General features: G+C 72.7%; 21 protein-coding genes. 7 read left to right on the top strand and 14 right to left on the bottom strand.

Annotated elements, in window-relative coordinates; genetic code table 11:
- Positions 1-21: 21 nt before the first annotated feature.
- A complete protein-coding gene (locus C229_RS0100275; protein ID WP_018653076.1) occupies positions 22-1,392 on the top strand; it encodes a cystathionine beta-synthase in 1,371 nt (456 codons plus the stop codon).
- A 39-nt stretch (positions 1,393-1,431) separates the two neighbouring features.
- On the opposite strand, the gene C229_RS33930 is transcribed toward C229_RS0100275, so the two are convergent.
- Positions 1,432-1,770, bottom strand: coding sequence for an STAS domain-containing protein (locus tag C229_RS33930; protein ID WP_018653075.1), 339 nt, complete (start codon positions 1,768-1,770; stop codon positions 1,432-1,434).
- 204 nt (positions 1,771-1,974) lie between these two features.
- Here C229_RS33930 and C229_RS0100265 point away from each other — a divergent pair, with 204 nt between their 5' ends.
- The gene (locus tag C229_RS0100265) at positions 1,975-2,625 is read left to right on the top strand and encodes a mechanosensitive ion channel family protein (RefSeq protein WP_018653074.1); all 651 of its coding nucleotides are present in this window, start codon (positions 1,975-1,977) and stop codon (positions 2,623-2,625) included.
- A 114-nt stretch (positions 2,626-2,739) separates the two neighbouring features.
- On the opposite strand, the gene C229_RS0100260 is transcribed toward C229_RS0100265, so the two are convergent.
- Positions 2,740-4,881: an MMPL family transporter gene (locus tag C229_RS0100260; RefSeq protein WP_240487028.1), complete on the bottom strand. Its 2,142-nt coding sequence runs from the start codon at positions 4,879-4,881 to the stop codon at positions 2,740-2,742.
- A gap of 181 nt (positions 4,882-5,062) precedes the next feature.
- On the opposite strand from C229_RS0100260, the gene C229_RS0100255 reads away from it, so the two are divergent.
- Together C229_RS0100255 and C229_RS0100250 are read left to right on the top strand one after the other, a co-directional pair.
- Positions 5,063-6,211 (top strand): cystathionine gamma-synthase, encoded by a 1,149-nt coding sequence (locus C229_RS0100255; RefSeq protein WP_018653072.1) that lies wholly within the window; start codon positions 5,063-5,065, stop codon positions 6,209-6,211.
- A gap of 125 nt (positions 6,212-6,336) precedes the next feature.
- Positions 6,337-7,449 carry an alpha/beta hydrolase gene (locus tag C229_RS0100250; protein ID WP_240487026.1) on the top strand — a complete coding sequence of 371 codons (1,113 nt, stop codon included), beginning with the start codon at positions 6,337-6,339 and terminating at the stop codon, positions 7,447-7,449.
- A 1-nt stretch (position 7,450) separates the two neighbouring features.
- Here the strand turns inward: C229_RS0100250 and C229_RS0100245 are convergent, their stop codons facing one another.
- The 4 genes from C229_RS0100245 to C229_RS0100230 all read right to left on the bottom strand — a co-directional run bounded on the left by C229_RS0100245 (position 7,451) and on the right by C229_RS0100230 (position 12,334).
- The gene (locus C229_RS0100245; protein ID WP_018653070.1) at positions 7,451-7,918 is read right to left on the bottom strand and encodes a hypothetical protein; all 468 of its coding nucleotides are present in this window, start codon (positions 7,916-7,918) and stop codon (positions 7,451-7,453) included.
- A 24-nt stretch (positions 7,919-7,942) separates the two neighbouring features.
- Positions 7,943-8,671 carry a hypothetical protein gene (locus C229_RS28900; protein ID WP_018653069.1) on the bottom strand — a complete coding sequence of 243 codons (729 nt, stop codon included), beginning with the start codon at positions 8,669-8,671 and terminating at the stop codon, positions 7,943-7,945.
- A 228-nt stretch (positions 8,672-8,899) separates the two neighbouring features.
- Positions 8,900-10,894, bottom strand: a complete 1,995-nt coding sequence (locus C229_RS0100235) for a vWA domain-containing protein (RefSeq protein ID WP_018653068.1) — start codon at positions 10,892-10,894, stop codon at positions 8,900-8,902.
- A gap of 21 nt (positions 10,895-10,915) precedes the next feature.
- Positions 10,916-12,334: a sigma 54-interacting transcriptional regulator gene (locus C229_RS0100230; protein ID WP_018653067.1), complete on the bottom strand. Its 1,419-nt coding sequence runs from the start codon at positions 12,332-12,334 to the stop codon at positions 10,916-10,918.
- Between the two features lie 144 nt (positions 12,335-12,478).
- Here C229_RS0100230 and C229_RS0100225 point away from each other — a divergent pair, with 144 nt between their 5' ends.
- Positions 12,479-13,648 carry an FIST signal transduction protein gene (locus C229_RS0100225; RefSeq protein ID WP_018653066.1) on the top strand — a complete coding sequence of 390 codons (1,170 nt, stop codon included), beginning with the start codon at positions 12,479-12,481 and terminating at the stop codon, positions 13,646-13,648.
- 4 nt (positions 13,649-13,652) lie between these two features.
- On the opposite strand, the gene C229_RS0100220 is transcribed toward C229_RS0100225, so the two are convergent.
- Positions 13,653-14,762: a hypothetical protein gene (locus tag C229_RS0100220; protein ID WP_018653065.1), complete on the bottom strand. Its 1,110-nt coding sequence runs from the start codon at positions 14,760-14,762 to the stop codon at positions 13,653-13,655.
- Between the two features lie 16 nt (positions 14,763-14,778).
- Entirely contained in the window at positions 14,779-15,726 is a 948-nt protein-coding gene (locus C229_RS0100215; protein WP_018653064.1) for a hypothetical protein, read from the bottom strand.
- A 344-nt stretch (positions 15,727-16,070) separates the two neighbouring features.
- On the opposite strand from C229_RS0100215, the gene C229_RS0100210 reads away from it, so the two are divergent.
- Both C229_RS0100210 and ilvA read left to right on the top strand, forming a co-directional pair.
- Positions 16,071-17,003, top strand: a complete 933-nt coding sequence (locus C229_RS0100210; RefSeq protein ID WP_018653063.1) for an ROK family protein — start codon at positions 16,071-16,073, stop codon at positions 17,001-17,003.
- 26 nt (positions 17,004-17,029) lie between these two features.
- Positions 17,030-18,253 carry a threonine ammonia-lyase gene (gene ilvA, locus C229_RS0100205; protein WP_018653062.1) on the top strand — a complete coding sequence of 408 codons (1,224 nt, stop codon included), beginning with the start codon at positions 17,030-17,032 and terminating at the stop codon, positions 18,251-18,253.
- Between the two features lie 3 nt (positions 18,254-18,256).
- On the opposite strand, the gene C229_RS0100200 is transcribed toward ilvA, so the two are convergent.
- The 6 genes from C229_RS0100200 to C229_RS35665 form a co-directional block, all read right to left on the bottom strand.
- Positions 18,257-20,593: a glycoside hydrolase domain-containing protein gene (locus tag C229_RS0100200; protein ID WP_026313324.1), complete on the bottom strand. Its 2,337-nt coding sequence runs from the start codon at positions 20,591-20,593 to the stop codon at positions 18,257-18,259.
- Between the two features lie 63 nt (positions 20,594-20,656).
- Positions 20,657-21,385: a cellulose binding domain-containing protein gene (locus C229_RS32420; RefSeq protein WP_018653060.1), complete on the bottom strand. Its 729-nt coding sequence runs from the start codon at positions 21,383-21,385 to the stop codon at positions 20,657-20,659.
- A 72-nt stretch (positions 21,386-21,457) separates the two neighbouring features.
- On the bottom strand, positions 21,458-22,876 hold the full coding sequence (locus C229_RS0100190; RefSeq protein WP_018653059.1) for a M1 family metallopeptidase: 1,419 nt from the start codon (positions 22,874-22,876) through the stop codon (positions 21,458-21,460).
- A gap of 76 nt (positions 22,877-22,952) precedes the next feature.
- Positions 22,953-24,305, bottom strand: a complete 1,353-nt coding sequence (locus C229_RS0100185; RefSeq protein ID WP_155884511.1) for a M1 family metallopeptidase — start codon at positions 24,303-24,305, stop codon at positions 22,953-22,955.
- A 79-nt stretch (positions 24,306-24,384) separates the two neighbouring features.
- Positions 24,385-25,962: a M1 family metallopeptidase gene (locus C229_RS0100180; RefSeq protein ID WP_155884510.1), complete on the bottom strand. Its 1,578-nt coding sequence runs from the start codon at positions 25,960-25,962 to the stop codon at positions 24,385-24,387.
- Between the two features lie 69 nt (positions 25,963-26,031).
- Positions 26,032-26,574 carry a DUF4190 domain-containing protein gene (locus tag C229_RS35665; protein WP_018653056.1) on the bottom strand — a complete coding sequence of 181 codons (543 nt, stop codon included), beginning with the start codon at positions 26,572-26,574 and terminating at the stop codon, positions 26,032-26,034.
- Between the last annotated feature and the right edge of the window lie 12 nt (positions 26,575-26,586).

Here is a 26,586-nt window from a genome sequence, read left to right as displayed (position 1 = left end):
GGACCACGAAGGACGCCTGCGGTGCACGTTTACGAATCACTGGTCGACCTGATGGGCAACACCCCGCTCGTCCGGCTGCGGAAGGTGGCCGCCACCCGGCCGCAGGTGTTCGCGAAGGTCGAGTACTTCAACCCCGGCGGCTCGGTCAAGGACCGCATCGCCGTCCGCATGATCGACGCCGCCGAGAAGTCCGGCGAGCTGCGCCCGGGCGGCACGATCATCGAGCCGACCTCGGGGAACACCGGCGTCGGGCTGGCCATCGTCGCGCAGGAGCGCGGCTACCGGTGCCTGTTCGTCTGCCCCGACAAGGTCGCCAAGGACAAGATCGACGTGCTGCGCGCGTACGGCGCCGAGGTCGTCGTCTGCCCGACGGCCGTCGCGCCCGAGCACCCCGACTCGTACTACTCGGTGTCGGACCGGCTCGCCGCCGAGACGCCCGGCGGCTGGAAGCCGAACCAGTACGCCAACGTCAACAACCCGCTCTCGCACTACGAGACGACCGGCCCCGAACTGTGGGAGCAGACCGAGGGGAAGATCACGCACTTCGTCGCGGGCATCGGCACCGGCGGGACGATCTCCGGCACCGGCCGCTACCTCAAGGAGGTCTCCGGCGGCAGGGTGCGGATCATCGGCGCCGACCCCGAGGGCTCGGTGTACTCCGGCGGGTCCGGGCGCCCGTACCTGACCGAGGGCGTCGGTGAGGACATCTGGCCGGGCACCTACGACCGCGACATCTGCGACGAGATCATCGCCGTGTCCGACAAGGACTCGTTCGGCATGACCCGCCGCCTCGCCCGCGAGGAGGCGCTGCTGGTCGGCGGCTCGTGCGGGATGGCCGTCGTCGCGGCGGCGCGCGTCGCGGAGAAGGCGCCCGCCGACGCGGTGATCGTCGTGCTGCTGCCAGACGGCGGCCGGGGCTACCTCTCCAAGATCTTCAACGACGACTGGATGCGCGACTACGGCTTCCTCGCCCCCACGACCGACGAGACGACGATCGGCGAGGTGCTGACCCGCAAGGACGGGCGGCTCCCCGAGTTCGTCCACGTCCACCCGCACGAGAGCGTCCAGACGGCCATCTCGATCATGCGCGAGTACGAGGTGTCCCAGCTCCCGGTCATGAAGGAGGAGCCGCCGGTGATGGCGGCCGAGGTCGTCGGCTCGATCGTCGAGTCCGACCTGCTCGACCTGCTGGTCCGCGACCGCGCCCGCCTGGCCGAGCCGCTGGAGTCGCACATGTCGCCGCCGCTGCCCACGCTGGGATCGGGCGAGCCCGTCACCAAGGCCGTCGCCGTGCTGGAGAAGTCCGGCGCCGCCGTCGTCCTCGTGGACGGCCGCCCCAAGGGCCTGATCACCCGCCAGGACCTCATCGCCTTCCTGGCCGCCTCCTCCTGACGGCTCGCACCGCCGGGACGGGCGCGGCCCGTCCCGGCGTCAGGACGGCTCGATGGTGATGTGCGTGTCGAGGCCGGTGCTGGAGAGCAGATCGCGCATCAGCGCGGGAGGGCGCGTGAGGACGAGTTCACCGCCGCCCGCGCGGGCGCGCTTCCACAGCGTGATGACGGTGTTGAGGCCGAGGGAGTCGCAGAAGGCGATGCCCTCCAGATCGAGGATCACGCGGGCGGACGGCGCGGCGGCCTCCTCGACGCGGCGGGCCAGTTCCGCCGCGGTGTGATGATCCAGTATCCCGTCCAGCTTCACCCGCACGCGCTCATCGTCGTCGTGCACGACCACGATGGAAAGATGCTCCTGCGTGTCGCGGGCCTGGCTCACGCGAGGCCACCTCCCAAGTCGAACTCGTTCCCCGGTACTCCATACTCCCCAAGCACCACGAAGATATCCGGCTCCGCACCCGGAAAATGCGCGCGGGGCGATGGCCGCCGCACACAGAGTCTTTGGACTCCCGTTAGCGTGCGGGCGGGCGGCACCGGGAATCGCCGGAGAACCGGCAGGCGGGAACGGGTGCGAGGGGCGCGGATGGCGACGTCGGCACGGCGGTGGGGCAGACGCTCGCGCCGTCTCGTCAAGACGTTCCCGAACCGTCCCCGGCTCGCCCGCGTCGTGCTGCTCGGCGGGCTGGCGTTCGTGGCGGCGCTGGTGTCGGAGGCGGGCGACGAGACGGTCGGCCCGACCGGCGAACCGCTGCTGCGCTGGGGCGGCGCGATCGCGTTCACCGCGCTGGCCGCCGCCGCGACGATCCGGCTCGGCGACGAGCTGCGCCGCGTGTCCCGCCCGGTCCTCGGCCCGGCGCACGCCTCGGTGATCCGGATGGCGGTCATCCTCGTCGGGCTGCTCACCACCGTGATCGTCATGATGGGCCTGCTGCGGCTGCCGATCGGGCAGCTCGTCGTCGGCGGCGCGCTGACCGGCGCGGTGCTGGGGCTGGCGGGCCAGCCGACGCTGTCGAACATGTTCGCCGGAATGGTGCTGCTGTACGCGCGCCCGTTCGGCGTGGGCGACCGCGTCGTGGCCCGGTCCGGCCCGATGGGCGGCGAGCTGGACGGCGTCGTCCAGGAGATCGGCCTGCTCTACGTCAAGATCAGGACCGACGACGGCGACTACTCGGTGCCGAACTCGCTGATGCAGAACGCCGCCGTCGCGCGGACGCCACCGGCGACCGGCCCCTGACGAGACGCGCGAAGGGCGCGGTACGTGCGCACCGCGCCCTTCGCGCGTCGGACCGGGACGCGGGACTCCGGCCGTGTGGGCGGCGTTACCGGCCGGGGCCCCGCGACCCGGCGTCTAGTGGTGCCCCGAGGGGGCCAGCACGTCCTCGTGCGGTCCTTCCTCGGCGGCCTTGGCGGACGGCCGGTCCCCGTGCCCCGGCCACCAGGCGAAGTGGCCGAGCAGCGCCGTCAGCGCCGGGACGAGGAAGACCGCCATGACGAACGCGGCGATGGAGATGCCGAGCGCGACCGAGAAGCCCATCTGCTGGAGGAACGACACCTTCGCCAGCATCATGACCGAGAAGGTGCCGGCCAGGATGAGGCCCGCCGCCGCGACGGTCGGCCCGCCGTGCTCGACGGCCAGCGCCGCCGCCTTCCGGGGTTCGTGGCCCTCCTTGGCCTCCTCGCGCAGCCGCGCGGTGATGAGGATGTTGTAGTCGGTCCCGATCGCCAGCACGAACAGGTACAGGATGATCGGGAGCTGGAACGTCACGCCCGGTTCGCCGAGCGCGCCCTGGAAGACGTACACGGCCGCGCCGAGCGTCGAGGCGAACCCGAGCAGCACCGCGACGACGAGGTAGACCGGCGCCACCAGCGACCGCAGCAGCAGCGCCAGCACGATCGCGATGAGCGCGGCGGCGACGGGCAGCGTGACCGACAGGTCCCGGTTGTTGATGGTGTTGATGTCGGCCCACAGCGCCGTCTCACCGCCGACGTACGCCTTCGTCCCGGACGGGACCTTGTCGTGCACGAACGGCCGCAGCTCGTCCTTGACCAGCGTCACCGACTCGTTGGCGACCGGGTTCTTCTTCAGCAGCAGATCGACCTGCGCGACGCTCTTGTCGCCGGGCGCGATGCCCATGGGCCGGACGGTCCCGACGCCGGGCGCGCCCTTGACGGCGCCCGCGAACTCGGTGACCTGCGCCTGCGTGATCGGCTCGCCGCCGGTCGTCTTCAGGTAGACCGAGACGGGCTTGGTGAGGCCGGGCGGGAAGCCCTTCTCCATGTCCTTGCCGGCCTGCGCCGACTCGGTGTCCTGCGGGAAGCCGGACGCGAAGTCGTAGTCGGCCTTGAACGTGAACACGCCCGCCGCGAGCGCGACCATGATGCCGCCCGACACCAGCGCGACGATCGCCGGGCGCTTGCCGACGACGCGGCCGAGCGCCGAGGAGACCCGCGCCTGCGGCTGCTTCTTCCACGCCTTGGACGGCCAGAACACCGCCGTGCCGAGCAGCGACACGATCGCGGGGAACAGCGTGATGGACGTGATGCCCATGAACACCACCGCGATGGCCAGCGACGGCCCCCACGCCTTGAACGCCCCGAACGTGGCGAGCAGCAGGACCAGGAACGTGACCGCGATGGCGGCGGCGGCCGAGGCGATGACCTCGCCGACCCGCTCGACGGCCTGGATCATCGCCGTCTTCTTGTCCTCACCGGCCCGCAGCCGTTCGCGGTAGCGGAACAGCAGGAACAGGTAGTAGTCGGCGCCGACGCCGAACAGCACGATGAGGATGATGATGCTGAGGCTGTCGTCGCCGGAGAAGCCGAACACCTTGGACGCGGCGCCGACGAGCCCCATGACGACCTGCATCGTGAACATGATCACGACGATCGGCAGGATCGCCGCGAGCGGCGCCCGGAAGATCAGCAGGATCAGCCCGATGATGAGGACGAACGTCGCGATGCCGACGATCTCGAAGGACTGGGTGAAGGAGTCCTCGTTGTCGACGAAGCCCGCGATGTCGCCGCCGACCTTGGCCTCCAGGCCGGAGCCCGACAGCAGGCCGGGCAGGTCCTTGCGGATGTCCTTGACGGCGTCGCCCTGCGCGGTCTGGTCGGCCATCGTGGTGCCCTTCATCGGCACCATGATCACCTGGACGGCCTTGTTCGGCGCGACCGTCTCCGGGCTCGCCATCGCGGCCTGGACGGACTCGTACTTCTTGGCCGTGAGCTGCTGCGCGACGCCGCCGACCTTGGCGACGTCCTGGGCGCTCAGCGGAGCGCCGTCCGAGCGCTTCACGACGACGAGCGTCGTGGCGTCCCCGGCCTGGGGGTACGCCTTCTCGGCGATCTTCATCGCCTGCGCCGACTCGTAGGACGAGGGCAGGAACTCCGCCTGGTCGGAGCTCGTTGACAGCTTGGGGGAGAACGCGATGACGATGGCGGCGACGGCCAGCCACGCCACGATCGTCCACCACGGGTGTCTCACCACCACGCGTGCGAGACCAGCGAACATGAAACGTGCCCTTCGATCGGCCCGGGGGGATATGCGTCTCAACAAACAGTAAAGAGACCGTCCGGCAAATGGGTCACCCCAGGTGCCGAGATCCTGCCCCCTACCTGCGGTGGATGTCCTCATCCTCGGGTAGTGGCGCCGGACGGATAGCCTCGTTCCCATGGACAACGAAGTTCGCCGGTCCTTCGAGACGCTGGCCATCCACGCGGGGCAGCAGGCCGACCCCGTCACCGGGGCCGTGGTGCCCCCGATCTACCAGGTCTCGACGTACAAACAGGACGGCATCGGGGGATTGCGCGGGGGCTACGAGTACTCGCGATCGGCCAATCCGACGCGCACCGCGCTGGAGACGTGCCTGGCCGAGCTGGAGGGCGGCCGGCGGGGGCTGGCGTTCGCGTCCGGCCTGGCCGCCGAGGACGCGCTGCTGCGCGCCGTCTGCCGTCCGGGCGACCACGTCATCATCCCGGACGACGCCTACGGCGGCACCTACCGGCTGTTCGCCAAGGTCGCCGAGCCGTGGGGCCTCACCTTCGACCCGGTGCCGCTGAACGACCTGGACGCGGTCCGCGCGGCCGTCCGGCCCGACACCAGGGTCATCTGGTGTGAGACGCCGACGAACCCGCTGCTGAACGTCGCGGACATCGCGGCCCTGGCGGGCATCGCCGCCGAGGCGGGCGCGCTGCTCGCCGTCGACAACACGTTCGCCTCGCCGTACCTCCAGCGGCCGCTGGAACTGGGCGCCGACGTCGTCGTCCACTCCACGACCAAGTACATCGGCGGCCACTCCGACGTCATCGGCGGGGCGCTCGTCGCGCGCGACGCCGCGCTCGGCGAGCGGCTGGCGTTCCACCAGAACGCGATGGGCGCGGTGGCGGGGCCGTTCGACGCGTGGCTGACGCTGCGCGGCGTGAAGACGCTCGCCGTCCGGATGGACCGGCACTGCGCCAACGCCGAGAAGGTCGTGGAGATGCTGTCGGGGCACGGCGCGGTCCGCGAGGTGCTGTACCCGGGGCTGCCCGGGCACCCGGGCCACGAGGTCGCGGTGAAGCAGATGTCGCGGTTCGGCGGCATGGTGTCGTTCCGGATGCGGACCCCGGAGGCGGCGGTGCGCGTCTGCGAGGCGACGAAGCTGTTCACGCTGGGCGAGTCGCTCGGCGGCGTGGAGTCGCTGATCGAGCACCCGCACCGGATGACGCACGCGTCGGCGGCGGGGTCGCCGCTGGAGGTCCCGGACGACCTGGTCCGGCTGTCGGTCGGCATCGAGGACGCCTCCGACCTCCTGGAGGACCTGGAACGTGCCCTGAGCTGAGCCGACGCGTTCCCCGGCGGGCGTTCGACGCCCGCCGGGGAAGGTAAACGTCGGCCCATGCCCCATGCAGGGGTGATCAAACTCTATGATTGTGCGCGCCGGGTTCTCTCCAGAAAGGGCCGGGAGTGCGCAAAGTTGTGGTCTGCGGGGCGACGCTCGCCGCCGCGTGCGTGTCCGCCGTCGGCGTCCTGCCCACCGGGGCGAACGCCGACCCGGCCGACGCCGAGCCCGTCCCCGGCGTGTCCGCGACGACCGCGCCGCCGCCGGACCTCGTCCCCGGGGAGTCGCCCGCCACCCCCGCGCCGCCCAGCGAAGCCCCCGCCCCGGCGACGCCGGAGCCGGAGCCGTCCGCGCGGCAGGCCCCCGACGACGACTCGGTCACCTCGGGCTCGGCCGTCATGGTCACCCCCGAGCCGCCCGCCGTCCGCACCTACGCCTACGGCTCCGCCGCCCGGCAGCGGCTGGACGTCTACTGGCGCAAGCCCGCCAAGCCCCCCGTCGACCCGCAGGGCCGCACCGCCGCCGCGCCCAAGCCCGCCCCCGGACCGGCCGTGCTCATGCTGCACGGCGGCTACTGGCTGGAAGGCGACAAGAGCGGCTGGAAGTACTTCGCGCGCCGCCTCACCGGCCAGGGCTTCACCGTCATCGCCGCCAACTACCGGCTCGCGCCGGACGCCGTCTGGCCCGCCCAGCGCGACGACGCGCTCACCGCGCTCGGCTACGTGAAGAAGAACGCCGCCCGCTGGAACATCGACCCCGCCAAGATCGTCGTGATGGGCTCGTCGGCCGGCGGGATGCTCGCCACCCAGATCGGCACGGCGGGCGAGGGCGCCGACCGCGTGCGCGGCGTCGTCGCGCTGTCGCCCGTCAACAACCCCTACCTCGCCTACCGGCAGGGCGAGCGGCCCGACGCCACCACCGGCCAGCGCAAACTGCGCGGCGCGGTGCTCGACCTCATCAAGTGCGTGCCCGGCTCGACCGACGCGTGCTGGGTGCGCGTCGAGGACGCCTCCTCGGCCACCCACGCCACCTCCGGCGACGCCCCGATGCTGCTCCTGCACAGTGTCGGCGACTTCGTCCCCGTCACGCACAGCACGGCGCTGGCGTCCGCGCTGCGCGCCGTGGGCGTCGCCGCGAACGTCCAGACCGTGCCGGGACGCGCCCACGGGCCGTCGCTGATGAACGACCCGCAGGTCTACCCGCGCATCCTGAAGTTCCTCAAGGACCGCACCGGCTGAGTCAGGCGCCCGGCTGCCAGATCATCAGGATCAGCACGATGATCCACAGCAGCGAGACGACGCCGCCGATCGCGGCGATGCGCCCGCGCTCGACCTGCGCGACGTCCCCGCCCCGGACGGCCTCGCCCTCGGCGGGCTTGGCGCCCGCGGCGGCCTCGACGTGCTGGATCGCCTTGCGCTGGTCGCGTTCGACGAGCACGAGCAGCACGAGGGTGACGATGAACAGCGTCATCGACGCGGTCAGCCACACCTCGTCGAACCGGCCGGGCGCCAGGAACAGGCCGAACAGCAGCACGCCCAGCGAACCGCCCAGGTAGATGCGCACCGTGCGGTTCAGGTAGCGCAGCACCGAGACGTTCTTCTGGCGGATGAAGCGCGGTGTCGCGTGGGTGGCGGCGGTGAGCGGCCCGAGCGTGAAGATCGCGGCGCCCACGTGCAGGATGAGCAGCAGGGTATCGATGAACGACATGGCTGAACCCTAGAACAAACGCGCTCAGCCGATGAGGTAACGGCCCGTGACGGCGTAACCGGCGACGTCCGCGAACAGCACGAGCGCGACGACGAGCAGCAGCCCGGTGACGGCGTGGCGCGCGGCCGGGCCGAACCGGTTGCGGACGCGTTCGGTCAGCCGGACGGCGGCGCCGTGCCGTCCGGCCGCCACCGCGACCCCCACGGCGACCAGCGGGACCTGACCGACGACGCTCCACAGGACGTGCGCCGCGATCATCGTCCCGGTCGCCTCGCGCGCGGCGAGCACGACCGTGCCGAGGAACGTCGGGTCGAGCAGGACGCCCGTGCTGAGCCCCGCGCCGATCCCCGCGAGCGCCCAGGCGCCCGTGGCGCGGGGGCGGTGCGCCGTGCCCGGGGCGCGGCGCAGGTGGGACCATCCATGATCGTCGCCGCTGTCCGGCCGGGCGCGGCGCGGGCGCCGTCCGCGCCGCAGCGCCCAGCCGAGCAGCAGGAGGCCGACGGCGACCTCGCAGACCGCCCACCAGGGGGAGTCCCAGTCGACGTCGGGCAGCTCGATCCGCGCGATGGCCGCGCCCACGGACGCCGACAGCGCGACGCCGAGCACGACCGGGACGAGCAGCGACACCGCCGTGAACAGCAGCACCGCGCGGCGGCCCGCCCCGGCCGACAGCGCGGCCACGGCGACGAACGCGCCGATCGGGTCGAATCCGCCCAGCGCGAGCCCGCCGACCGCCGCGTAGAAACCGAGCACCCGCCCACCCTGGCACCCGAACCGACCCGGCACACGCACGCCGTGCCAGGACCGTGTCGCCCGAAGAACGAGATCGTCCGACCCGGCCCGCGTACGCCCGGCCAGGCCGTGTCGCGGGCAGGGCGAGGTCGTCCGGCCGGGTGCGCGTATGCGGGGCCGGGTCGTGCCGGAGGCGGGTCGTCCGAGGCGGCGCGTGTACGCCGGGGCAGGGGCGCGGTGGTCGGTGTCTCAGCGGCCCCGGCGGCCCCGGCGGACGCGCAGGTAGTCGCTGACGACGTACTCGCCGAGCCGTTCGGCGTCCGGCGCGAACACCCGGCCGCCGTTGCGCTGCGCGACCTCCTCGACGAACGACACCAGCCGCCGGTCGTCGGCCAGCATGAAGAAGTTCATGCCGGCGCCGCGCCGCGTCATCTTGTCGACCTCGGCCATCGTCAGCACGAGCGTGTCGGGGGAGGGCGGGTAGTCGAACCGGGACCGGCCGTCGGGGCGCAGGTGCGCGGTCGGCTCGCCGTCCGTCACGACCAGGACGATCGGGTCGAAGTCGGGATGCTCGTCCAGATGCCGCCCGGCGATCATCAGCGCGTGGTGCAGGTTGGTGCCCTGCACCATGTCCCAGTCGAGCCCGGCCATCTCGGTCGGCTGGAGCGTGCGCGCGTAGTTGGAGAACCCGACGATCTGGATCGCGTCCTGCGGGAACTTGCTCGTCACGAGCGAGTGCAGCGCCAGCGTCGTCTGCTTGGCCGCCGCCCACGTGCCGCGCAGCACCATCGAGTACGACAGGTCGACCAGCAGGCACACCGCCGCCGCCGACCGCCGCTCGGTCTCCTGCACCTCGAAGTCGTCCACGCTGAGCCGCACCCCGTTCGGCCGCCCGCCGCGCCGCAGCGTCTCCGGCGGCGCGTCCATGGCCGTGCGGGTGATCGCGTTCGACACCGTCGCGACGACGTCGAGCGGCTGCTCGTCGCCGAACCGCCACGCCCGCGTCGCGCCCGTCCGCTCCCCGGCGGCGCCCGCGTCGCGCTGGTCGTGGTCGCCGCGCCGGGCGCTCTCCAGCCCCGAGAACACACGGCGCAGCGCGGTCTCGCCCAGCCGCCGCACCGCGCGCGGCGTCAGCTCCAGCCGCCCGCGCGTGCGGCGCAGGTAGCCCTGCCGCTCCAGCTCGGCCTCGACGCGGCGCAGCTCGCGCAGGTCGTCCACGGCCTGCCGGCCGAGGGCGCGGCGCACCGCCTCCTCGTCGATGTCGCTGAGGTCGGCGCCCGCGTAGTCCTGGCCGAGCGACTCCTCCAGCGCGGCGAGGTCGGCCAGTTCGGCCAGGGCCTCGGTGGTGTCGCCCAGGCCGAGCGGCTCGTCGCCGGTCATCCGGTCGGGGGTGCCCCAGCCGAGGTCGGGACGGCGGGCGCGCAGCGCGTCGGTCAGCCGCGACATCTCCAGCGCCAGCCCGGCGTCGCGCATCACCTCGTCCATGAGGCCGGAGAGTTCGGCGCGCTGCTCGTCCGACAGCGACGCCAGCAGGCGGTCCATCGCGGCGGCGCGGCGGGCCAGGACGTCGACCAGTTCCTCCAGCGTGCGGGGGTTCTCGGGGAAGAAGTCGCCGTACTCGCCCATGAAGCGGTCGAAGTCGTCCTGGGTGTGCTCGCCGCGCGCGTCCTTCTCCAGCATCGCGTTGAGCGCGGCCATCATGTCCTTGACCTGGTCCATCGCGGCCGGGTCCTGGCTCTGGAGCGCGCGCTTCATGCCGGTGAACTGCGCGTCCAGCACCTCGCTGCGCAGCACCCGCTTCAGCTTCTCGTAGGCGGCGCGGGCCTCCGGCGAGCGCCACTCGTAGCCGCTGAGCTGCCGGACGGCCTGCGCGGTGTCGGCGGGGAGCGTGTCCAGCTCGGCCTCGCGCAGCCGCGCGTCCGCGCCCGCGTCGTCGGCCAGCGCGGCGCGCTCGGCGGTGACGGCCTCGTCCAGCAGGCGCTTCACGCGCTCCAGCGTGCCGTCCAGGCGGCCCCGCTCGCGCACCTGGCGGCGCCGGTCGCGGACCTGGCGCAGCAGGTCGTCCAGGCCGCGCCGCTCGCGCATCCCCGGCAGGCCGCGCCGCAGCAGGTCGCGCAGCGCCTCGTCGGCGCGGGTGCCGTCCAGCACCGCGTCGCCGACGGCGTCCAGGGCGGCCCGCACGTCGTACGGCGGGGCCAGCGGGTCGGGGCCGTCCTGATAGGCGCCGTAGCTGTACCTGCTCATGCGTGAAGGCCCTCCCAGACGTCAGGTGCGGTAGACGGCCGTGCCGTCCGATCCCCCGGTGGACTTCTTCGAGAGCCGGCGGGACAGGTACAGCCCCTCCAGCGCGAACTCCAGCGCGGCCGCGGCCTGGCCGGGCGACTCGCCCGCCATGCCGAGCCGGTCCATCAGCTTGGCCAGGCCCGGGACGGGCCCGACGCGGCGCAGCAGCTCCGCCGCCGGGACCAGCTCGCCCGACTCCACGCTCTCGCCCGCGTCGAACTTGGCGCGCAGGCCGTCCAGGTCGGCGGCGCCGAGCGTCCGCCGGTAGGTGTCGGCGACGGCGCGCAACAGCAGGTGTTCCAGCACCTGCTGTTCGCGGCCCTCCTCGCTGACCTCGAACTCGACCTTGCCGAGCAGCGCCGGGACGACCGCCGGGAGGTCGCAGACGCGGGCGACCGCGACGTCCTCGCCGGTCAGCGCGGCGCGGCGCACCGCGCCCGCCGCGACCGTCTCGGCGCCCGCCAGCGCGAACCGCGCCGAGACGCCCGAGCGGGAGTCGACCGCGTCGGATTCGCGGACGAGCCGGGTGAACCGGGCGACGATCTCCAGCAGGTGGCCGGGGACCTCGGCGGGGACGCCGTCCAGGTCGGCGAAGTCGGCCTCCTGGCGGAGCAGGTCCAGCTCGTCCTCCAGCCGCAGCGGGTAGTGCGTGCGGATCTCGGCGCCGAACCGGTCCTTCAGCGGCGTGATGATGCGGCCCCGGTTGGTGTAGTCCTCCGGGTTGGCGCTCGCGACGAGCAGCACGTCCAGCGGGAGGCGCAGCGCGTACCCGCGGATCTGGACGTCGCGCTCCTCCAGCACGTTCAGCAGCGCCACCTGGATGCGCTCGGCCAGGTCGGGCAGCTCGTTGATCGCGAAGACGCCCCGGTTGGTGCGCGGCACCAGCCCGTAGTGGACGGTCTCGGGGTCACCGAGCGTGCGGCCCTCGGCGACCTTGATCGGGTCGACGTCACCGATGAGGTCACCGACGGAGGTGTCGGGCGTGGCCAGCTTCTCACCGAACCGGTCGTCGCGGTGCAGCCACGCGACCGGCAGGTCGTCGCCCCGCTCGGCCGCGAGCCGCAGGCAGCGCGTGCAGACCGGCTCGAACGGGTGGTCGTTGATCTCGCAGCCCGCGACCACGGGGGTCCACTCGTCGAGCAGGCCGCCGAGGGTGCGGATCAGCCGCGTCTTGCCCTGGCCGCGCTCGCCCAGCAGGACGAGGTCGTGCCCGGCCAGCAGAGCACGTTCGAGGTGGGGGAGGACGGTGTCGTCGAAGCCGACGATGCCGGGGAAGCGGGGTTCACCGGCGCGCAGCCGGGCGAGGAGGTTGTGGCGGATCTCGGCCTTGACCGGACGCCGGACGTGGCCGCTGGTGCGCAGCCCGCCCAGTGTGGTCTCTGGAGGTGTGGTTGGACGCACGCGATCGACACTACGTCGCGGCCTTCCGCGTCGCACCCCCGTCACCGGATTCGTCAGGTGTGCACCGTCCGTGTTTGGGCACCCGGTCCCCTGCGGGGAGACTAGAAGGACAGACGCGGTGGAATTCATGAGGGGGCGGCGCACATGGCGCGATTCGGTGACGGCCTGGCCCTCGGCCCCGACCTCGTCGGCGCGGCCGAGAAGGCGGTGGGGCAGGCACTGGCGTCCCTGGACGGGCCGCCCGACCTGGTGTTCGTGTTCATCACCGGCGACGACCCGCAGGCCGTGGCCGACGCGGCGCTGCGCGCCACCGACGTCGCCGGGGCGCGGGCCGTCCTCGGGTGCAGCTCGGGCGGCGTCATCGGTGACGGGCGCGGCGTCGAGGGGGTCGGCGCGGTCAGCGCGTGGGCGGGGGTGCTGCCCGGGGCGCGGCTGGAGCCGTTCCGGCTGGAGACGCTGAAGGCCGAGGACCGGCTGATCGTCGTCGGGATGCCCGAGGGGCAGGACGACGACGTCGTCGGCGTGCTGCTGGCCGACCCGTACAGCTTCCCGGTGGACGCGTTCGTGGAGCGGTCCGGGGAGGCGCTGCCGGGGCTGCCGCTCGTCGGCGGCATGGCCGACGGGGAGCGCGGCGACATCCGCGTGTTCGTCAACGGCGAGGTGTTCGACGAGGGCGCGGTCGGCGTCGTGCTCGGCGGCGCGGTGACGGCGGCGACGGTCGTCAGCCAGGGGGCCCGCCCGATCGGGCCGGACATGGTGGTCACCCGGTCGGACGAGAACGTCCTGTACGAGCTGGCGGGGGCTCCGGCGCTGGAGAAGCTGGAGGAGATCGTCCTGACGCTGTCGGACGAGGAGCAGGAGCTGGCCGGGCAGGGCCTGCTGATCGGCGTCGCGATGGACGAGTACGCCGACGAGCACGAGCGCGGCGACTTCCTGGTGCGCGGCGTCGTCGGCGCCGACACCCACGCGGGCGCGCTCGCGATCGGTGACGTGGTGGAGGTCGGCCGCACGGTCCGCTTCCAGGTCCGCGACGCGAGCGCCGCCGACGCCGACCTGACCGGCCTCCTCGACCGCTTCGACCTGTCCCCGGTGGAGGGCGCCCTGCTGTTCTCCTGCAACGGCCGCGGCCAGGCGACGTTCCCCGACTCCGGCCACGACGCCCGCCTGCTGAACCGCGCCTTCGCGGGCGCGGGCGTCGGCGGCTTCTTCGCGGCGGGCGAGATCGGCCCCGTAGCGGGCCGCAACCACGTCCACGGCTTCACGGCCTCCATCCTCGCCTTCGGCCCCCCGGACACGCTCCCCGAGCATGATTGAGCGCTCACCGCGTCGGCTTGCGCTCCACCGCGTACATCCCGCACTTCGGGAACTTCGGGCAGTGCTTCAACTGCACGTCGCTGTCATGGAAATTGCTGTAACGCCTCGCCATGCCCTTCGACGCCTTGTCTGCGTTGTGGAAGATCACGAACGTTTTGCCGCATCCGCACGGTTTCGACGACCCTTCGTCGAATCGGTCGGCGCTGCCGCCGCCCGCTCCCGTCTTGCGGTGATAGACGACCTCGCCGGGCGCGAGTTCCCGCGCCCGGCCGGCATCGTCGGCCGCGTCGTCCAGCACGAACTCGACGAGACTGCGACGCACCTCCGTGTGCAACGCCTCGAAGGACGAACCGACGGTGCCCACGACGAGCGCCGTTTCGCCCAGCGTCGTACCGTCGAGCATGGCGCGTCCGGCACTCCAGCCGTTGAGCCGCACGGCGAGTTCGGCCGAATCCATGAGCTGCCCGCGGCGTACGCGCCAATCCTCCTTGGCCACGACGGGCTGGAACTTCATGCCGACCACGGAGACGGTCGTCCGCAGCCGCGCCTGCCAGTCGCCGGGGACGTCCAGGTAACCGCACCTCTGTGGGTCACCGACCCAGAGGACGGTGCGCGCGGGCACGTTCTCGGGCAGCGTGATCTGGCGCACCCCGAACTCCCGCCACCAGTCCTCCAGGTACTCCGACAGCTCCCAGGGCGACTCGAAGGGCACCACCTTCGCGCCGACCTCGTCCACCCGGGCCGGCGAACCGGGCGACAGGCGGACGCGCACGATCGCGAGGCACGGGCCGTAAACGTCGGTGAACGCCACGGCGTGCAGGAAGTCGTGGCGTCCGCCCTGCTTGCGCGCGAGTGAGGCACCCGGGGCGTCGAGCAGATCACGCAGACAGCCCGCGATGGCCTGTTCGGAGACTCCCTCCTTGATCAGACATTCGCGCACTCGCGCGATGAACTCGGTGTTGTCGCGCTGCCGCAGGTGTCGCCACAGCAGCGAGTTGGCGCGCTTCCCAGGCGCGACATACGGTTCGATGTTCCCGGCTGTTCGCTCGGACGCGGTCGCCCGGTCGAGCAGCAGCCTGAGATTGCACGCGGCCTGGCCGCGCGGTGTGCCCATCTGCGGCCGCCGTGTCTCAGCGGAGCTCGTCGAGGACGTGCTCGGCGCGGATGGGGATCGCGGCCAGCTCGGCGTACGACATGCGGTCCACCGCGCGGTGCACGAGGCGGCGCAGCCGCTCGCAGTCATCGAGCGCGGGAGCGTCCTGGTGCGGCGAGGCGGCGTCGGGGACTCGGTGCGTGGAGCTGGCCGGGCGCGCGGGCGCGCGCGTCCGGGCGGCAGGCGGGTGCTGCCGCAGGATCAGCTCGTGGAACGGTACGCCGTGCTCAGCCGCCCAGGAGCTCGCGTGCTCGCGGACCCTGGCATGCAACTCCGCCCGCCACGCCAGCGCGAGCCCACGCGCGTCCAGCTCCTGACGGAAACTGCGCAGCGGAGCCTCGGGGGTCAGGGTGGCCAGCAGCGCGTCGCGGTCGGCGGGCGGCTGGGTGCCGGCCCATTCGCGCATCCAGCCACGCTGCGTTTCGAAGGTGACCGCCTCGATGGGCGTGAAACGCTCCGTCTGGGTCTCCCACGCCGGGCGGCCGTCCTCGTCCACCGGATAGACGAGCGCGCGCCCGCTGGCGGTGTCCCAGAGTCGGCGGTGATCCTCGTGCCACTCGATGAACGCCGCCCACACCTGCGGTTTGAACCGCACGTCCGCCGCCGCGGCGCCCCGGGAGCTGCTGGCCGTCCGTGCCATGCTCGCCCGGACGGACACGACGTCCTCGTCGGGCAGCAAGATGACGGTATGCCTGGACGGAAGCTGCTCGGTGCGGACGTACCCCTCGCCCACCGCCGCGTCAAGGAACTCGCGCCACGAGGTGAAGCCGAGCGAGCGCTCGTCCTGCCCATCCATCGCTTCGACGAACGGCGGCTTCACACCGGCGCTGGTCGTCCCGCGTCCCTGCTCGCGCCACGCGCGGACGATGTCGGCGAGGGTGACGAAAGCGGCCTTGCGCCGCTCAGCCAAGTCAAGATCGGCCATGACATGTGCCTCCATAGTGAAATAGCCCCTTGAAGGGGCTATTCATGAAAAACATGTCGTTGCCGCGTCATGACAGTGGCCCGTGCGGCCTCCGCGCCTTAACGCTCTGGCCGCACCCCGTGAGGGAGCCTCATGCACAGCACCGCGACGGTTGCGTCACTGTCACTCGGACTCCGGGGTTGCCGTCTGGTGTCTAGCACTCGTGCCTAGCTCACCCAACGTCGTTGAAGTCTACGGCAGAGTGCGACTCTGCCATGTAGGGAGTGTAACCAACGAACGCTGGCTTGTCACCCCGTCAGGATGGGGACGTCGGCGGTGTAACGGACCCGCGAGAGGAAGTGAGGGTGGACGTGTGCGTGCTGGCGGTGGACGTCGGTGGGACGAAGATGGCGGCCGGGCTGGTGGACGGGGCGGGGCGCGTCGCGGGGTTCGCGCGGGTGGCGACGCCGTCCGGGCCGGACGCCGAGGCGCTGTGGCGGGCGCTGGCCGGGCTGCTGGACGAGGTCGCCGGGGACGCGGAGATCACCGGGGTCGGCGTGGGGTGCGGCGGGCCGATGGTGTGGCCCGCCGGGGAGGTGTCGCCGCTGAACATCCCGTCGTGGCGGGGATTCCCGCTGCGGGCGCGGCTCGCCGGGCGGTATCCGGGGCTGCCGGTGCGGCTGCACAACGACGCGATCTGCGTCGCGGTCGGGGAGCACTGGCGCGGCGCCGGACGCGGGCACCGCAACGTGCTCGGCATGGTCGTGTCCACCGGCGTCGGCGGCGGCCTCATCCTGGACGACCGGCTCATCGACGGCGGCACCGGGAACGCCGGTCACATCGGGCACGTCGTTGTCGATCCGGACGGGCCGCCGTGCGTGTGCGGCGGACGCGGCTGCCTGGAGGCCGTCGCGCGCGGACCGGGGCTCGTCGCCTGGGCGCAGGACCAGGGCTGGCGGACGGGGGAGTCCGTCACCGGGGTCGACCTCGCGGCGGACGCCGTCGCCGACGACCCCGTCGCCCGCGCGGCGATGGACCGCGCGGGCCGCGCGCTCGGCGTCGCCATCGCGTCGGCCGCCCACCTGTGCGACCTGGACGTCGTCACGATCGGCGGCGGCCTCGCCCAGACCGGCGCGCTGCTCTTCGACCCCCTGGAACAGGCCCTCCGCGCCCACGCCCGCATGGCCTTCGCCGACCGAGTCCGCGTCGTCCCGGCGGCCCTGGGCCAACAGGCCGGTCTGGTAGGCGCCGCCGCGCTCGTCCTGCACCCGGCGCACTACTGGCGCGGCGACGGCTGACCGCGCGGGCGTGGGAAGATCGGGGGATGGCCATCGTCTCGCTGGAAGACGTCCGGACGGCGCAGGAGCTGCTCGACGACGTCGTCATCCGCACGCCCCTGCTGTACAACCGGGCGCTGTCGGAGATGATCGGCGGGCCGGTCTACCTCAAGTGCGAGAACCTCCAGCGCACCGGATCGTTCAAGATCCGGGGGGCGTACCTGCGGATCGCGCGGCTCAGTGACGCCGAGCGGGCGCGCGGCGTCGTCGCCGCGAGCGCCGGGAACCACGCGCAGGGCGTCGCGCTGGCCGCGTCGATGCTGGGCGCCGGGGCGACGGTGTTCATGCCCGAGGGCGCGCCGCTGCCGAAGGTCGCCGCGACGCGCGGATACGGCGCCGAGGTGCGGTTCCCCGGCGGCGACGTCGAGTCGTGCCTGACCGCCGCCGAGGAGTTCGCCGCCGAAACCGGCGCCGTGTTCATCCACCCGTTCGACCACTCCGACGTCGTCACCGGGCAGGCGACGATCGGGCTGGAGATCCTCGACCAGCTCCCCGGCGTCCGCACGATCACCGGCGCCGTCGGCGGCGGCGGCCTCATGGCCGGGGTCGCGGCGGCCGTCTCGGCCCACCGCGCCGAGACCGGCGGCGCCGACGTCAAGATCGTCGGCGTGCAGGCCAAGCGCGCCGCCGCCTTCCCGCCGTCGCTGGCCGCCGGGGCCCCGGTCCGCGTCGAGGTGCGGCCCACGATGGCCGACGGCATCGCGGTCGGCCGCCCCGGCGACCTCACCCTCGGCCTCTTCGACGACCTGGTCGACGCCGTCGTCACCGTCACCGAGGAGTCGATCTCCCAGGCGCTGCTGCTCTGCCTGGAACGCGCGAAACAGGTCGTCGAACCGGCGGGCGCGGCGGGCGTGGCGGCCCTGCTGGAGCACTCCTACGCGGTGGAGCCCCCGGTCGTCGTCGTGCTCTCCGGCGGCAACATCGACCCGCTGCTGCTGTCCAAGCTGCTGCGCCACGGCCTGTCCGGCGCGGGCCGCTACCTGGGCGTCCGCTGCCGCTTGAAAGACCGTCCCGGCGCCCTCGTCACCTTGCTCGGCGAACTCGCGGACCAGGGCGTCAACGTCCTGGACGTCATGCACGAACGCGTCGCCGCCCGCCTCCCCGTGGACGAGGCCGAGGTCCTGATGCACCTGGAGACGCGCGGCGTCGAGCACAGCAACGACGTCATCGCCCACCTCCGCGCCCACGGCTACACGGTGACCACCGCCTGACCGTCACTCCTGCTGGACGAGCCGGTGCAGCACGTCGGCGTAGCCCTCCAGGAACGGCGTCAGCTTCTCGGCGGGGAGCTGCTGCGGCAGGAGCAGCGTGCCACCGGCCGCCTTGGCCATCACGCCCGCGCGGATGACGGACAGATCCTTGTCGTCGTTGGTCGTCAGCATGGCGTGGGCGGCGGACAGGACGCCTGCGGTCGAGCCGCCGTAGCGCTGCTCGAAGAAGCGGGTGAAGCGGGTGCGGTGGCCGGACTCCAGGTGGCTGCGGATGGCCACGTTGACGGGCGTGCCGCGGCGCGTCTCCCAGGCGACCAGGTGGGCGTCCACGTCCTCCACCAGGTCGTTGAGCGGGAACGAGGATTCGACGTCCGGTCGTGCCAGCCGGGCCTGGCAGAACGCGTACCCCGAGGCGTACGCGTCGCTCTCCCGGCGCCACTCGCCGTAGAAGGACGACAGGTCGCCGCCCCAGCCCGCGAAGTCGCCCCGGCCCGCGGCGCGCACGCCCGGCCCGTCGCCCTTGAGCAGCACGCCGTTGGCGGTGGCGCCGAAGTGCCCTGCCTCGACCGTGATGCCGAGCGACGGGTCGCTGTAACGGGCAACGCGCGGCGGAGCGTGCTGCTCGGCGTACCGAATCCACGCCCGGTCGACGTCACCGATCAGCTCGGTCCAGCCCTCGCCGGGCTTGGTGTAGACCGGGTACCGCAGGTACTCCAGTACGCACCGGCTCGGAGCGTCGCCGTACCGCTGCGCGACCGCGTACAACTCGTCGATGAACCGCAGGTAGTCGGTGAGGGGGTCGGCGGTGCCGCCGACGGACGCGGCGCCGGGGTCGGAGTGCGGCTGGTGGACGTCGTTGTCGAGCGGGAACGCGTCGGCGCCCGAGCCGAAGGAGAACTCTTTGATCTGGTTGAACGCCCAGTTCTCCGGAAGGGGGAACCCGAGGTTGCCCGAGAACCGGTACGACATGCCCGACACGAAGGAGAACGCGGTGAACGTCGCGCCGCTGACGCGCGAGCACACGTTCCGCGACCCGTAGACCCCGGCGACGTACCGGCGGCCCCGCGAGGCGAGCGACGCCTGCACGCCGTGGAAGTACGGGACGATGTTGCTCGTGATCTCTTCGTCGGTGGCGTCGTAGTCCACCGCGAAGTAGATGACGGTGCCGCGTCCGAAGCCGTGCCCGGCGGCGCTGCGGTGGGCCAGGTCCCCATGTTCGCGGCCGGTCGCGTAGGTGAAGTCGCCGAGGTCGCGCGCGCCGTACTGCCAGATCGGGAAGACGCGGAGCCCCGCTGCGAAGATCGCGGCCGGCTCGCCCGGCTGGATCTTCTTGTTCCGCCCGCCCGGAGCATTGTCCAGATAACGCCCGACGAGCGCGTACCCGGCGTCCGCCAGCGCCCGTGCCCGCGCGGCCGTCAGCGGCGTGGACGTGTCGCAGGCGGCGGTGCGGCGCTCGCTGTCGCCGAAGGAGACCAGTAGCTGCGCCCAGGTGGCGTAGTCGGCGCGGCCGGTCTTCTCCAGCAGTGAGAACTCCTGGAACGCCCGGACGTAGTCGATGAGCACGGTGCCGTAGTGGTCGGTGAACGTGGCCTCGCGGTACTTCCAGTCGCCCTTGTCGGTCCGGAAGCGGGCCTTGCCGTTGAACACGCACGCGGCGCTGAACAGCCGGACCAGCAGCCCGCCCGACCCCGGCCCGAGCGGGCTGCGCCGCAGGCCCGCGCGGGTCGCCTCGCCGAACAGGCCGTTCGCGGACTCGTCGGGGACGCCGAACGCGTACTGGAGCGCCTTCATCAGCGCCTGCTGCACGTCGCGCGAGTAGTGGCCGTCACAGGGGACGATGAAGAACCCCGCGCGCGTGTAGTACGCCTGGTTGAACCACTGTTGGATGCTCCGGATCGCCGGTGATCCGCCGGACGTCAGAACGTAGGCGTCCATGGTCAGCAACGCCCGGAACACCTTGGGCTGGACGCCGTCGGCCAGTCCGGGCAGGCCCGCGTCCTGCCGCAGGGCGCGCAGCCCGCCGATCGTCGGCCCGTCGAAGACGCCGCCCGCCGCGCCGCCGGGGTAGCCCTTGCAGTACAGGGCGTGCTGCACGATCCGGACGAGCGCCCCGTTCGGCTCGCCGGGCCGGATCTCGCCGCGCTCGGTGAGCCGTGCGAACGTGGCGGGTCCGACCGAGCCGGTCAGGGGCGTGATGCCGAGTTCGTGCTGGAGTCCGCTCGTCAAGGCCCGCATCGTCGCCCAGCCGGTCTTCCCGTTCTCCGGACATGCCGCGTATCCGGCGAAGCTGCCGTAGGTCGCGTTCACCCAGCGTTGGGCGTCGAGCACTCTCTGGTCCACCCGGCCGAGCGTAGGCGGTTGCCGAGGGCGCGGACAGTGTCCACGCGGTGACGTCCGCGCAGGTCAGCAGGGAGCGTCGTTGATCGAGCACGCGGACGGTCCGTACGGCCGGCCGGACGCCTGGAAGACGATCCGGACGTGCTCGCCGGGCGCCAGCGCGCCGCCGGAACCGGTCAGCGTCTCGCCGCCGCCCGCCGACTGCCCGGAGCCCTGCGTCCACGTGGACGTGATCGTGGTGCGGGGGAACGAGGCGCGCAGGCTCCACGACGGCAGCGTCGTGCCGCCCGTGTTGGTGATCGTCACCGTGCCGATGTAGCCGTCGCGCCAGCGGTCGGCGGTCGCGTAGCTCGCGGCGGCCCGCGCCGGGACGGGCGCCACCCGGGGCTCGCGCGGTTGCCGCGACGGCGGTCCCGGCGACGACGTGGGCGCGGGCGCGGCGGTGCGGCGTGGCGCGGCGCCCGGCGTGGTGGCGCCGGGGGAGGCGGTCGGCGTCGAGGTGACGGTCGCCTCCGCCGACACCTTCGCGGGCGGGGCGACGGCCTCGCGGCTGGGCGGCGCGGTGGCCGAGGGGGTCGTCACGTCACAGTCGCGCACGCACGCGGCCTGCGTCCCGGCGCCGGGGACGCGCGGGTCCGAGCCGCCGGATCGGCCGAGGAACGCGTGCAGCCCGGCCAGCGTCAGCGCGAACGCCGCGACCGCCGCCGCCGCGACGATGAGCGTGCGGCGCCGCCGCTCGCCCGCCTCGGGCCGGGGACGGCCGCGCCGCCCCCGGCCCTTCTTCACCTCGTCCACCCCGGCACCCCCGGCTGTCACTTAAATGCCGAGAATGTACCAGTCGTCGATCTTCCGGGCGCGGTTCCGCCGCTAGAGCGACGGTTTGCCGGAGCTGTACACCCACGCGTCGAACAGGGACCGCAGACGCTGGCCCGACACCCGCTCGGCGAACGCGATGAACTCCGCCGTCGAGACGTTGCGGTTCCGGTAGGCGGCCGGGAACTCGCGGATCAGCCGCGCGAACGCCTTCTCCCCGATCGTCTTGCGCAGGACGTGCACGGTCATCGCGCCCCGGTCGTACACGGTCGGGTGGAAGATGTTGTCCCGTCCGGGATCGGCGGTTCTGGGCACCCACAGGTCGTCGTCGGCGGGCGTCGCGTAGACGGCGTCGAAGCTCTGCTGCACGGTGCGGCCGGTATCGCGTTCGGTGAGCATCCACTCGGCGTAGCTCGCGAAGCCCTCGTTCAGCCAGATGTCCGCCCAGCGCTTGGGCGTGACGCTGTCGCCGTACCACTGGTGGGCCAGCTCGTGCGCGACGAGCGTCGCCGACGGGATCGTTCCCGGCCGGCGGCCGAGGTCGTAGACGGGACGGCCCTGCGTCTCCAGCGCGTACCCGACCCCGGCCTTGACGACGACGCCGCCCGTGGACGAGAACGGGTACGGCCCGAAGTGGCGGGCCAGGAACCCCTGGACGTCGGCGGTGCGGGCGTTGAAGTCGCGGGCGAGCTGCGGGGAGATGCCGAGCGCCCGGTCGGTGGCGGTGAGGTTCAGCCGGCCCCGCGCGCGCGTCTTCAGCACGTCGTACCTGCCGATCGCCAGCATCGACAGTTCGCTGGCCATCGGCTGCCGCATCGCCCACACGCTCGTCGTCGTGCCGCCGCGCGTGACCGAGCCGACCGGATCGCCGTTGGCGAGCGTCGTCAGGCCCTTCGGCGCGGTGAGGCGGAACGTGTAGGTGGCCTTGTCCAGCGGGGTGTCGTTGACCGGGTAGACGGTCGCGGCGCCGATCGGCTGGTTCACCATGACCGCGCCGTCGGGGGTGGCGATCCAGCCGGAGACGCCGAGCGCGGGGTCGTCCACGTTCTTCGGGACGCCGGAGTACGCGACGCTCACGGTGAAGCGGGAACCCGCGCGCAGCCCGTGGCGCGGCGTGATCTCCAGCTCCTGCGCGCCGGTGCGGGCGTACCTGGCGGCGCGTCCGTCGACCTGGACCGACGCGACCTTCAGCGGCCCGAGGAAGTCCAGGTTGAACCGCGACAGGTGCTGGGTGGCGCGCGCGTCGATCCGCGTCCTGGCCGTGATGCCCTTGGTGGCCGGGTCGTAGGCCAGGGCGACGTCGTAGTGGCGGGCGTCGTAGCCGCCGTTGCCCATGTCGGGGAAGTACGGGTCGCCGGCGCCCGGTGCGCCGGGCGTGAAACGCGGAGCGGCGGCGCCCGCGGGCGCCGCCGTCAGCACGAGGCTCGCGGCGGCGCCGAGCGCCACCGCCGCGAGCCGGGACGATCTGGTCATCGGGCACCGCTTTCCTGGGAACGTCGCATCGCTCCAGAATTCCGTGCGGACCCGCCGTGATCAAGGCCGGAGCCGGTCAGGGCTTGGGCGGCTTGCTCCCGGTGTAGAGCCACGCGTCGAACAGCTTGCGCAGGTCGCGGCCGGACGACTGCTCGGCCAGCCGGACGAAGTCGGCCGTCTCGACGTTGCGGTGCGCGAACTTGCGCGGCCACTCCTGGAGCAGTGCGAAGAACGTGGCGTCCCCGACGGTCTTGCGGAGCGCGTGCAGTGTCATCGCGCCGCGCGTGTAGATCGGGAAGCCGCCGAACATGTTCTTCGCGCCCGGGTCGCCGGTCTTGATCTTCCACGCCTTGTCGGACGCGGCGCGCTTGTAGGCGGCGTCGAAGATGGCCCCGGCGCTCCGGCCGCCGTGCCGCTCGCTCCACAGCCACTCGGCGTAGGTCGCGAAGCCCTCGTTCAGCCAGATGTCCTTCCAGCGGCGGACGGTGAGGCTGTCGCCGAACCACTGGTGGGCCAGCTCGTGCACGATCAGCAACTGGTCGGCCGCGCCCGGGTAGACGGGCCGGTTCTGCGTCTCCAGCGCGTACCCGACGTTGACGTTGTCGAGGATGCCGCCGGACGAGCCGAACGGGTAGCGGCCGAAGACGGACGTGCCCCAGTCGGTGATCTGGGCGGTGTCGCGGTGGAAGGCGTCGTGGTTCTGGTTCAGCGTGGGATCGACGGCGGTGATGGTGCGCACGCCGCCCGGCGACTTGCCGTCGCGGACGTCGAACCTGCCGATGGCGATCATGGCGAGGTAGCCGGCCATCGGCTGCTCCGACCGCCACCGGTACGTCGTCTTGGCGCTGCGCCGCGTCGTCCCGGCGGGCTCGCCGTTGGCGACGACCTGGAGGCCCTTCGGCACCGTGATCGCGTAGGAGAACAGCGCCTTGTCGGACGGGTGGTCGCTCAGCGGGAACCACGTCGCGGACCCCACGGGCTGCGACAGCGTGATCGCGCCGTCCTTGGTGGGAATCCAGCCGTTGCGGCCCAGGCTGGGGTCGGTGCGGGTGCTGGGCGAGCCGTCGTAGGTGACGGCGGCCGTGAACTTGGCGCCCTTGCGCAGCGCCGCCGCCGGGGTGACGGTCAGCTCGCCGCCGGACCGGGCGAACGTCGCCTTCTTCCCGTCCACGGTGATCGAGCGGACCGTGTTGCCGGTGAAGTCCAGGTTGAAGCGGGACAGGTCGCGGGTGGCGGTCGCGGTGATCCGCGTGGTGCCCGCGACGCGCTTGCCCTTCGGCCGGTAGTCGAGCGCGATGTTGTAGGAGGCGACGTCGAAGCCGCCGTTGCCCGCCTTCGGGAAGTACGGGTCGCCCGCGCCGGGCGCGCCGGGCGCCGGGGCGAACAGGACGGACGACGCCAGCAACGCCGCGAGGGTAGGAATGGTCACACCCGCAACACTGGCGAAGACGCGCCCCCCGCCGGGTGTTACCCGGCGGTCTTTTACCGAGCCCTTGCCGGGCGCTGGATCAGCGCGCGGGACGGCCCTTGTCGTACAGCCAGCTCTTGAACAGCCCGTCGAGCTGCTTGCCCGACACCCGCTCGGCCAGCGCGATGAACTGCTCGGTCGTCGCGCTGCCGTGCCGGTGCTCCTTCACCCACGCCTGGAGCGTCGCGAAGAACTTCTCGTCCCCGACCTCCCGCCGCAGCGCGTGCAGCGTCATCGCGCCCCGGTCGTACACCGACCGGGCGAACATCTGGTTGCGGCCCGGGTCGCCCGGCGGGACGTCCCACAGCTCCTTGCTGCCCGCGTCGCGGTACAGCCGGTCGAACCGGCGCTGCACCGGCTCGCCGCCCCGCTCGCCCCACATCCACTCGGCGTACGACGCGAAGCCCTCGTTCAGCCAGATGTCCTTCCAGCGCGTCACGCCGACGCTGTTGCCGAACCACTGGTGCGCCAGCTCGTGCGCGACGATCGACTCGTCCAGCCCGAACGACCCGTACACCGGGCGGGTCTGCGTCTCCAGCGCGAACCCGACGGCCGCGTCGTCGACCAGGCCGCCGGTCGAGCCGAACGGGTAGGGGCCGAAGCGGCGGGTGAACTCGTCGGTGATCTCGGCGTTCTTGGCGTGGAACGCCTCGACGTTCGCACCCCGCACGGTCGGGTCGGCGGCGGTGATGTTGAGGATTCCGCCGGGCGTGCGGCTCTGCCGGATCTCGTAGCGGCCGACGTTCACCGTCGCGAGGTAGGTGGACATCGGCTCCTTGGACGTCCACGAGAACGTCGTCGGCGCGGCCCTGCGCAGCCCGGCGGGGACGACCGGAAGCTCGGGATCGCCGCCGCCGGGCGGCGGGGTGCCGCCTCCGGGCGGCGGGTTCCCGCCGCCTCCCGGCGGGGCGGTGCCGGGGTTGCTCGGCAGCGGCCCGGCGGGCTCGCCGTTGGCGATCGCGGTCAGGCCGTCGGGCACCGTGATGTGGAACTCGAACAGCGCCTTGTCCGACGGGTGGTCGTTGGACGGGAACCACGTCTGCGCGCCGCTCGGCTGGCACGCCACGAACACGCCGTCGCCGGTGCGGATCCAGCCGTACTGGCCGAGGCCCGGGTCGTTGACGGGCTTGGGCGTGCCCGAGTACCGGACGACCGTCGTGAACGACGCGTCCTTCGCCAGCGGCTTCGCCGGGCTGACGATGAGCTCCCCGCCGTCGCGCACATGGCTCGCCTTCGCGCCGTTCACGGTGACGTCGGCGACCTCCAGCCCGGTCAGGTCCAGGTTGAAGCGGTTCATCCCCTCGGTGGCCTTCGCCGTGATCTCGGCGGTGCCGTCGAGTTCCTTGGCGCCGCCGGGCGTGATCGTCAGCGTCAGCTTGTACTTCTGGACGTCGTAGCCGCCGTTGCCGTTGCCGGGCACGTACGGGTCGCCGGCCGAGGCGGCGCCGCCGGGGCCCGGCGCGACGTCGCCGGGCGGCGGGCCGGACGGCTCGTCGTCGGCGGCGGGCGGCGCCTGGCACGCCGCCAGCAGGGCGAGCGCGGTGGCCCCGGCCACGCTGCGCCGGGCGAGGCCGCGCCGCAAAGGCGCCGAACGCGAGGAATCACCGGCAATGTGCACGGGTTCAGCCTGCCGCTTCTGCGACAGGCGGGGCAACTCGGATCAACCGGACGGTGCCCCGCCTCCGGCCTACGTGCCCGACCGGGCCCCCGACACGAGCACGATGATCCACCAGATGACCCACCCGATCAGCGCCAGGTAACCGAGGATCAGGCCCGCGATGGCCATCCCCCGGCCGCCCTGCCCCGACTTGTTGATCTGGCCGAGCCCCAGGTGGCCGAGGACGACCGCGACGATCGAGATGATGCCGCAGGTGAACAGGCCGACGACCCCCGCGACGAGGCTGCCGATCGCGAGCGGGTTCGTGCCCCGCCCGCCCGCCGCGCCGTAACCCTGCTGGGGCTGCTGGTAGTACGGCTGCTGCTGGCCGCCCGCGTAGGGCGACTGCTCGCCGTACGGCGACTGCTGCCCGTAGGGCTGCTGGCCCTGCCCGTAGGGCTGCTGCCCGAACTGGCCCTGCTGCTCGCGGCCGTACTGCTCCTCGCGGCCGTACTGGCCCTGCTGCTCCTGGCCGTACGGCCGCTCGGGCGGCGGGCCGCCCTGCGGGGCGTCCTTGGCGAACGGGTCGGGCCGGTCGCCCTCGGGTCCGGGGTCGTGCGGCGGTTGCGTCATGCCGTAGGGATC

This window comes from Actinomadura flavalba DSM 45200 (assembly GCF_000374305.1).
In the GTDB taxonomy this organism is placed as follows: domain Bacteria; phylum Actinomycetota; class Actinomycetes; order Streptosporangiales; family Streptosporangiaceae; genus Spirillospora; species Spirillospora flavalba.
This window is presented reverse-complemented; position numbering and strand designations above follow the sequence as displayed.

Excerpts from the sequence above, each read along its gene's own strand:
- C229_RS0100245 (WP_018653070.1), bottom strand. The coding sequence starts at position 7,918 with ATGTCGTTCATCGATACCCTGCTGCTCATCCTGCACGTGGGCGCCGCG.
- C229_RS0100225 (WP_018653066.1), top strand. The coding sequence starts at position 12,479 with ATGGCGCGATTCGGTGACGGCCTGGCCCTCGGCCCCGACCTCGTCGGC.
- C229_RS0100265 (WP_018653074.1), top strand. The coding sequence starts at position 1,975 with ATGGCGACGTCGGCACGGCGGTGGGGCAGACGCTCGCGCCGTCTCGTC.
- ilvA (WP_018653062.1), top strand. The coding sequence starts at position 17,030 with ATGGCCATCGTCTCGCTGGAAGACGTCCGGACGGCGCAGGAGCTGCTC.
- C229_RS0100235 (WP_018653068.1), bottom strand. The coding sequence starts at position 10,894 with ATGAGCAGGTACAGCTACGGCGCCTATCAGGACGGCCCCGACCCGCTG.
- C229_RS0100220 (WP_018653065.1), bottom strand. The coding sequence starts at position 14,762 with ATGGGCACACCGCGCGGCCAGGCCGCGTGCAATCTCAGGCTGCTGCTC.
- C229_RS35665 (WP_018653056.1), bottom strand. The coding sequence starts at position 26,574 with ATGACGCAACCGCCGCACGACCCCGGACCCGAGGGCGACCGGCCCGAC.
- C229_RS0100215 (WP_018653064.1), bottom strand. The coding sequence starts at position 15,726 with ATGGCCGATCTTGACTTGGCTGAGCGGCGCAAGGCCGCTTTCGTCACC.
- C229_RS0100255 (WP_018653072.1), top strand. The coding sequence starts at position 5,063 with ATGGACAACGAAGTTCGCCGGTCCTTCGAGACGCTGGCCATCCACGCG.
- C229_RS0100190 (WP_018653059.1), bottom strand. The coding sequence starts at position 22,876 with ATGACCAGATCGTCCCGGCTCGCGGCGGTGGCGCTCGGCGCCGCCGCG.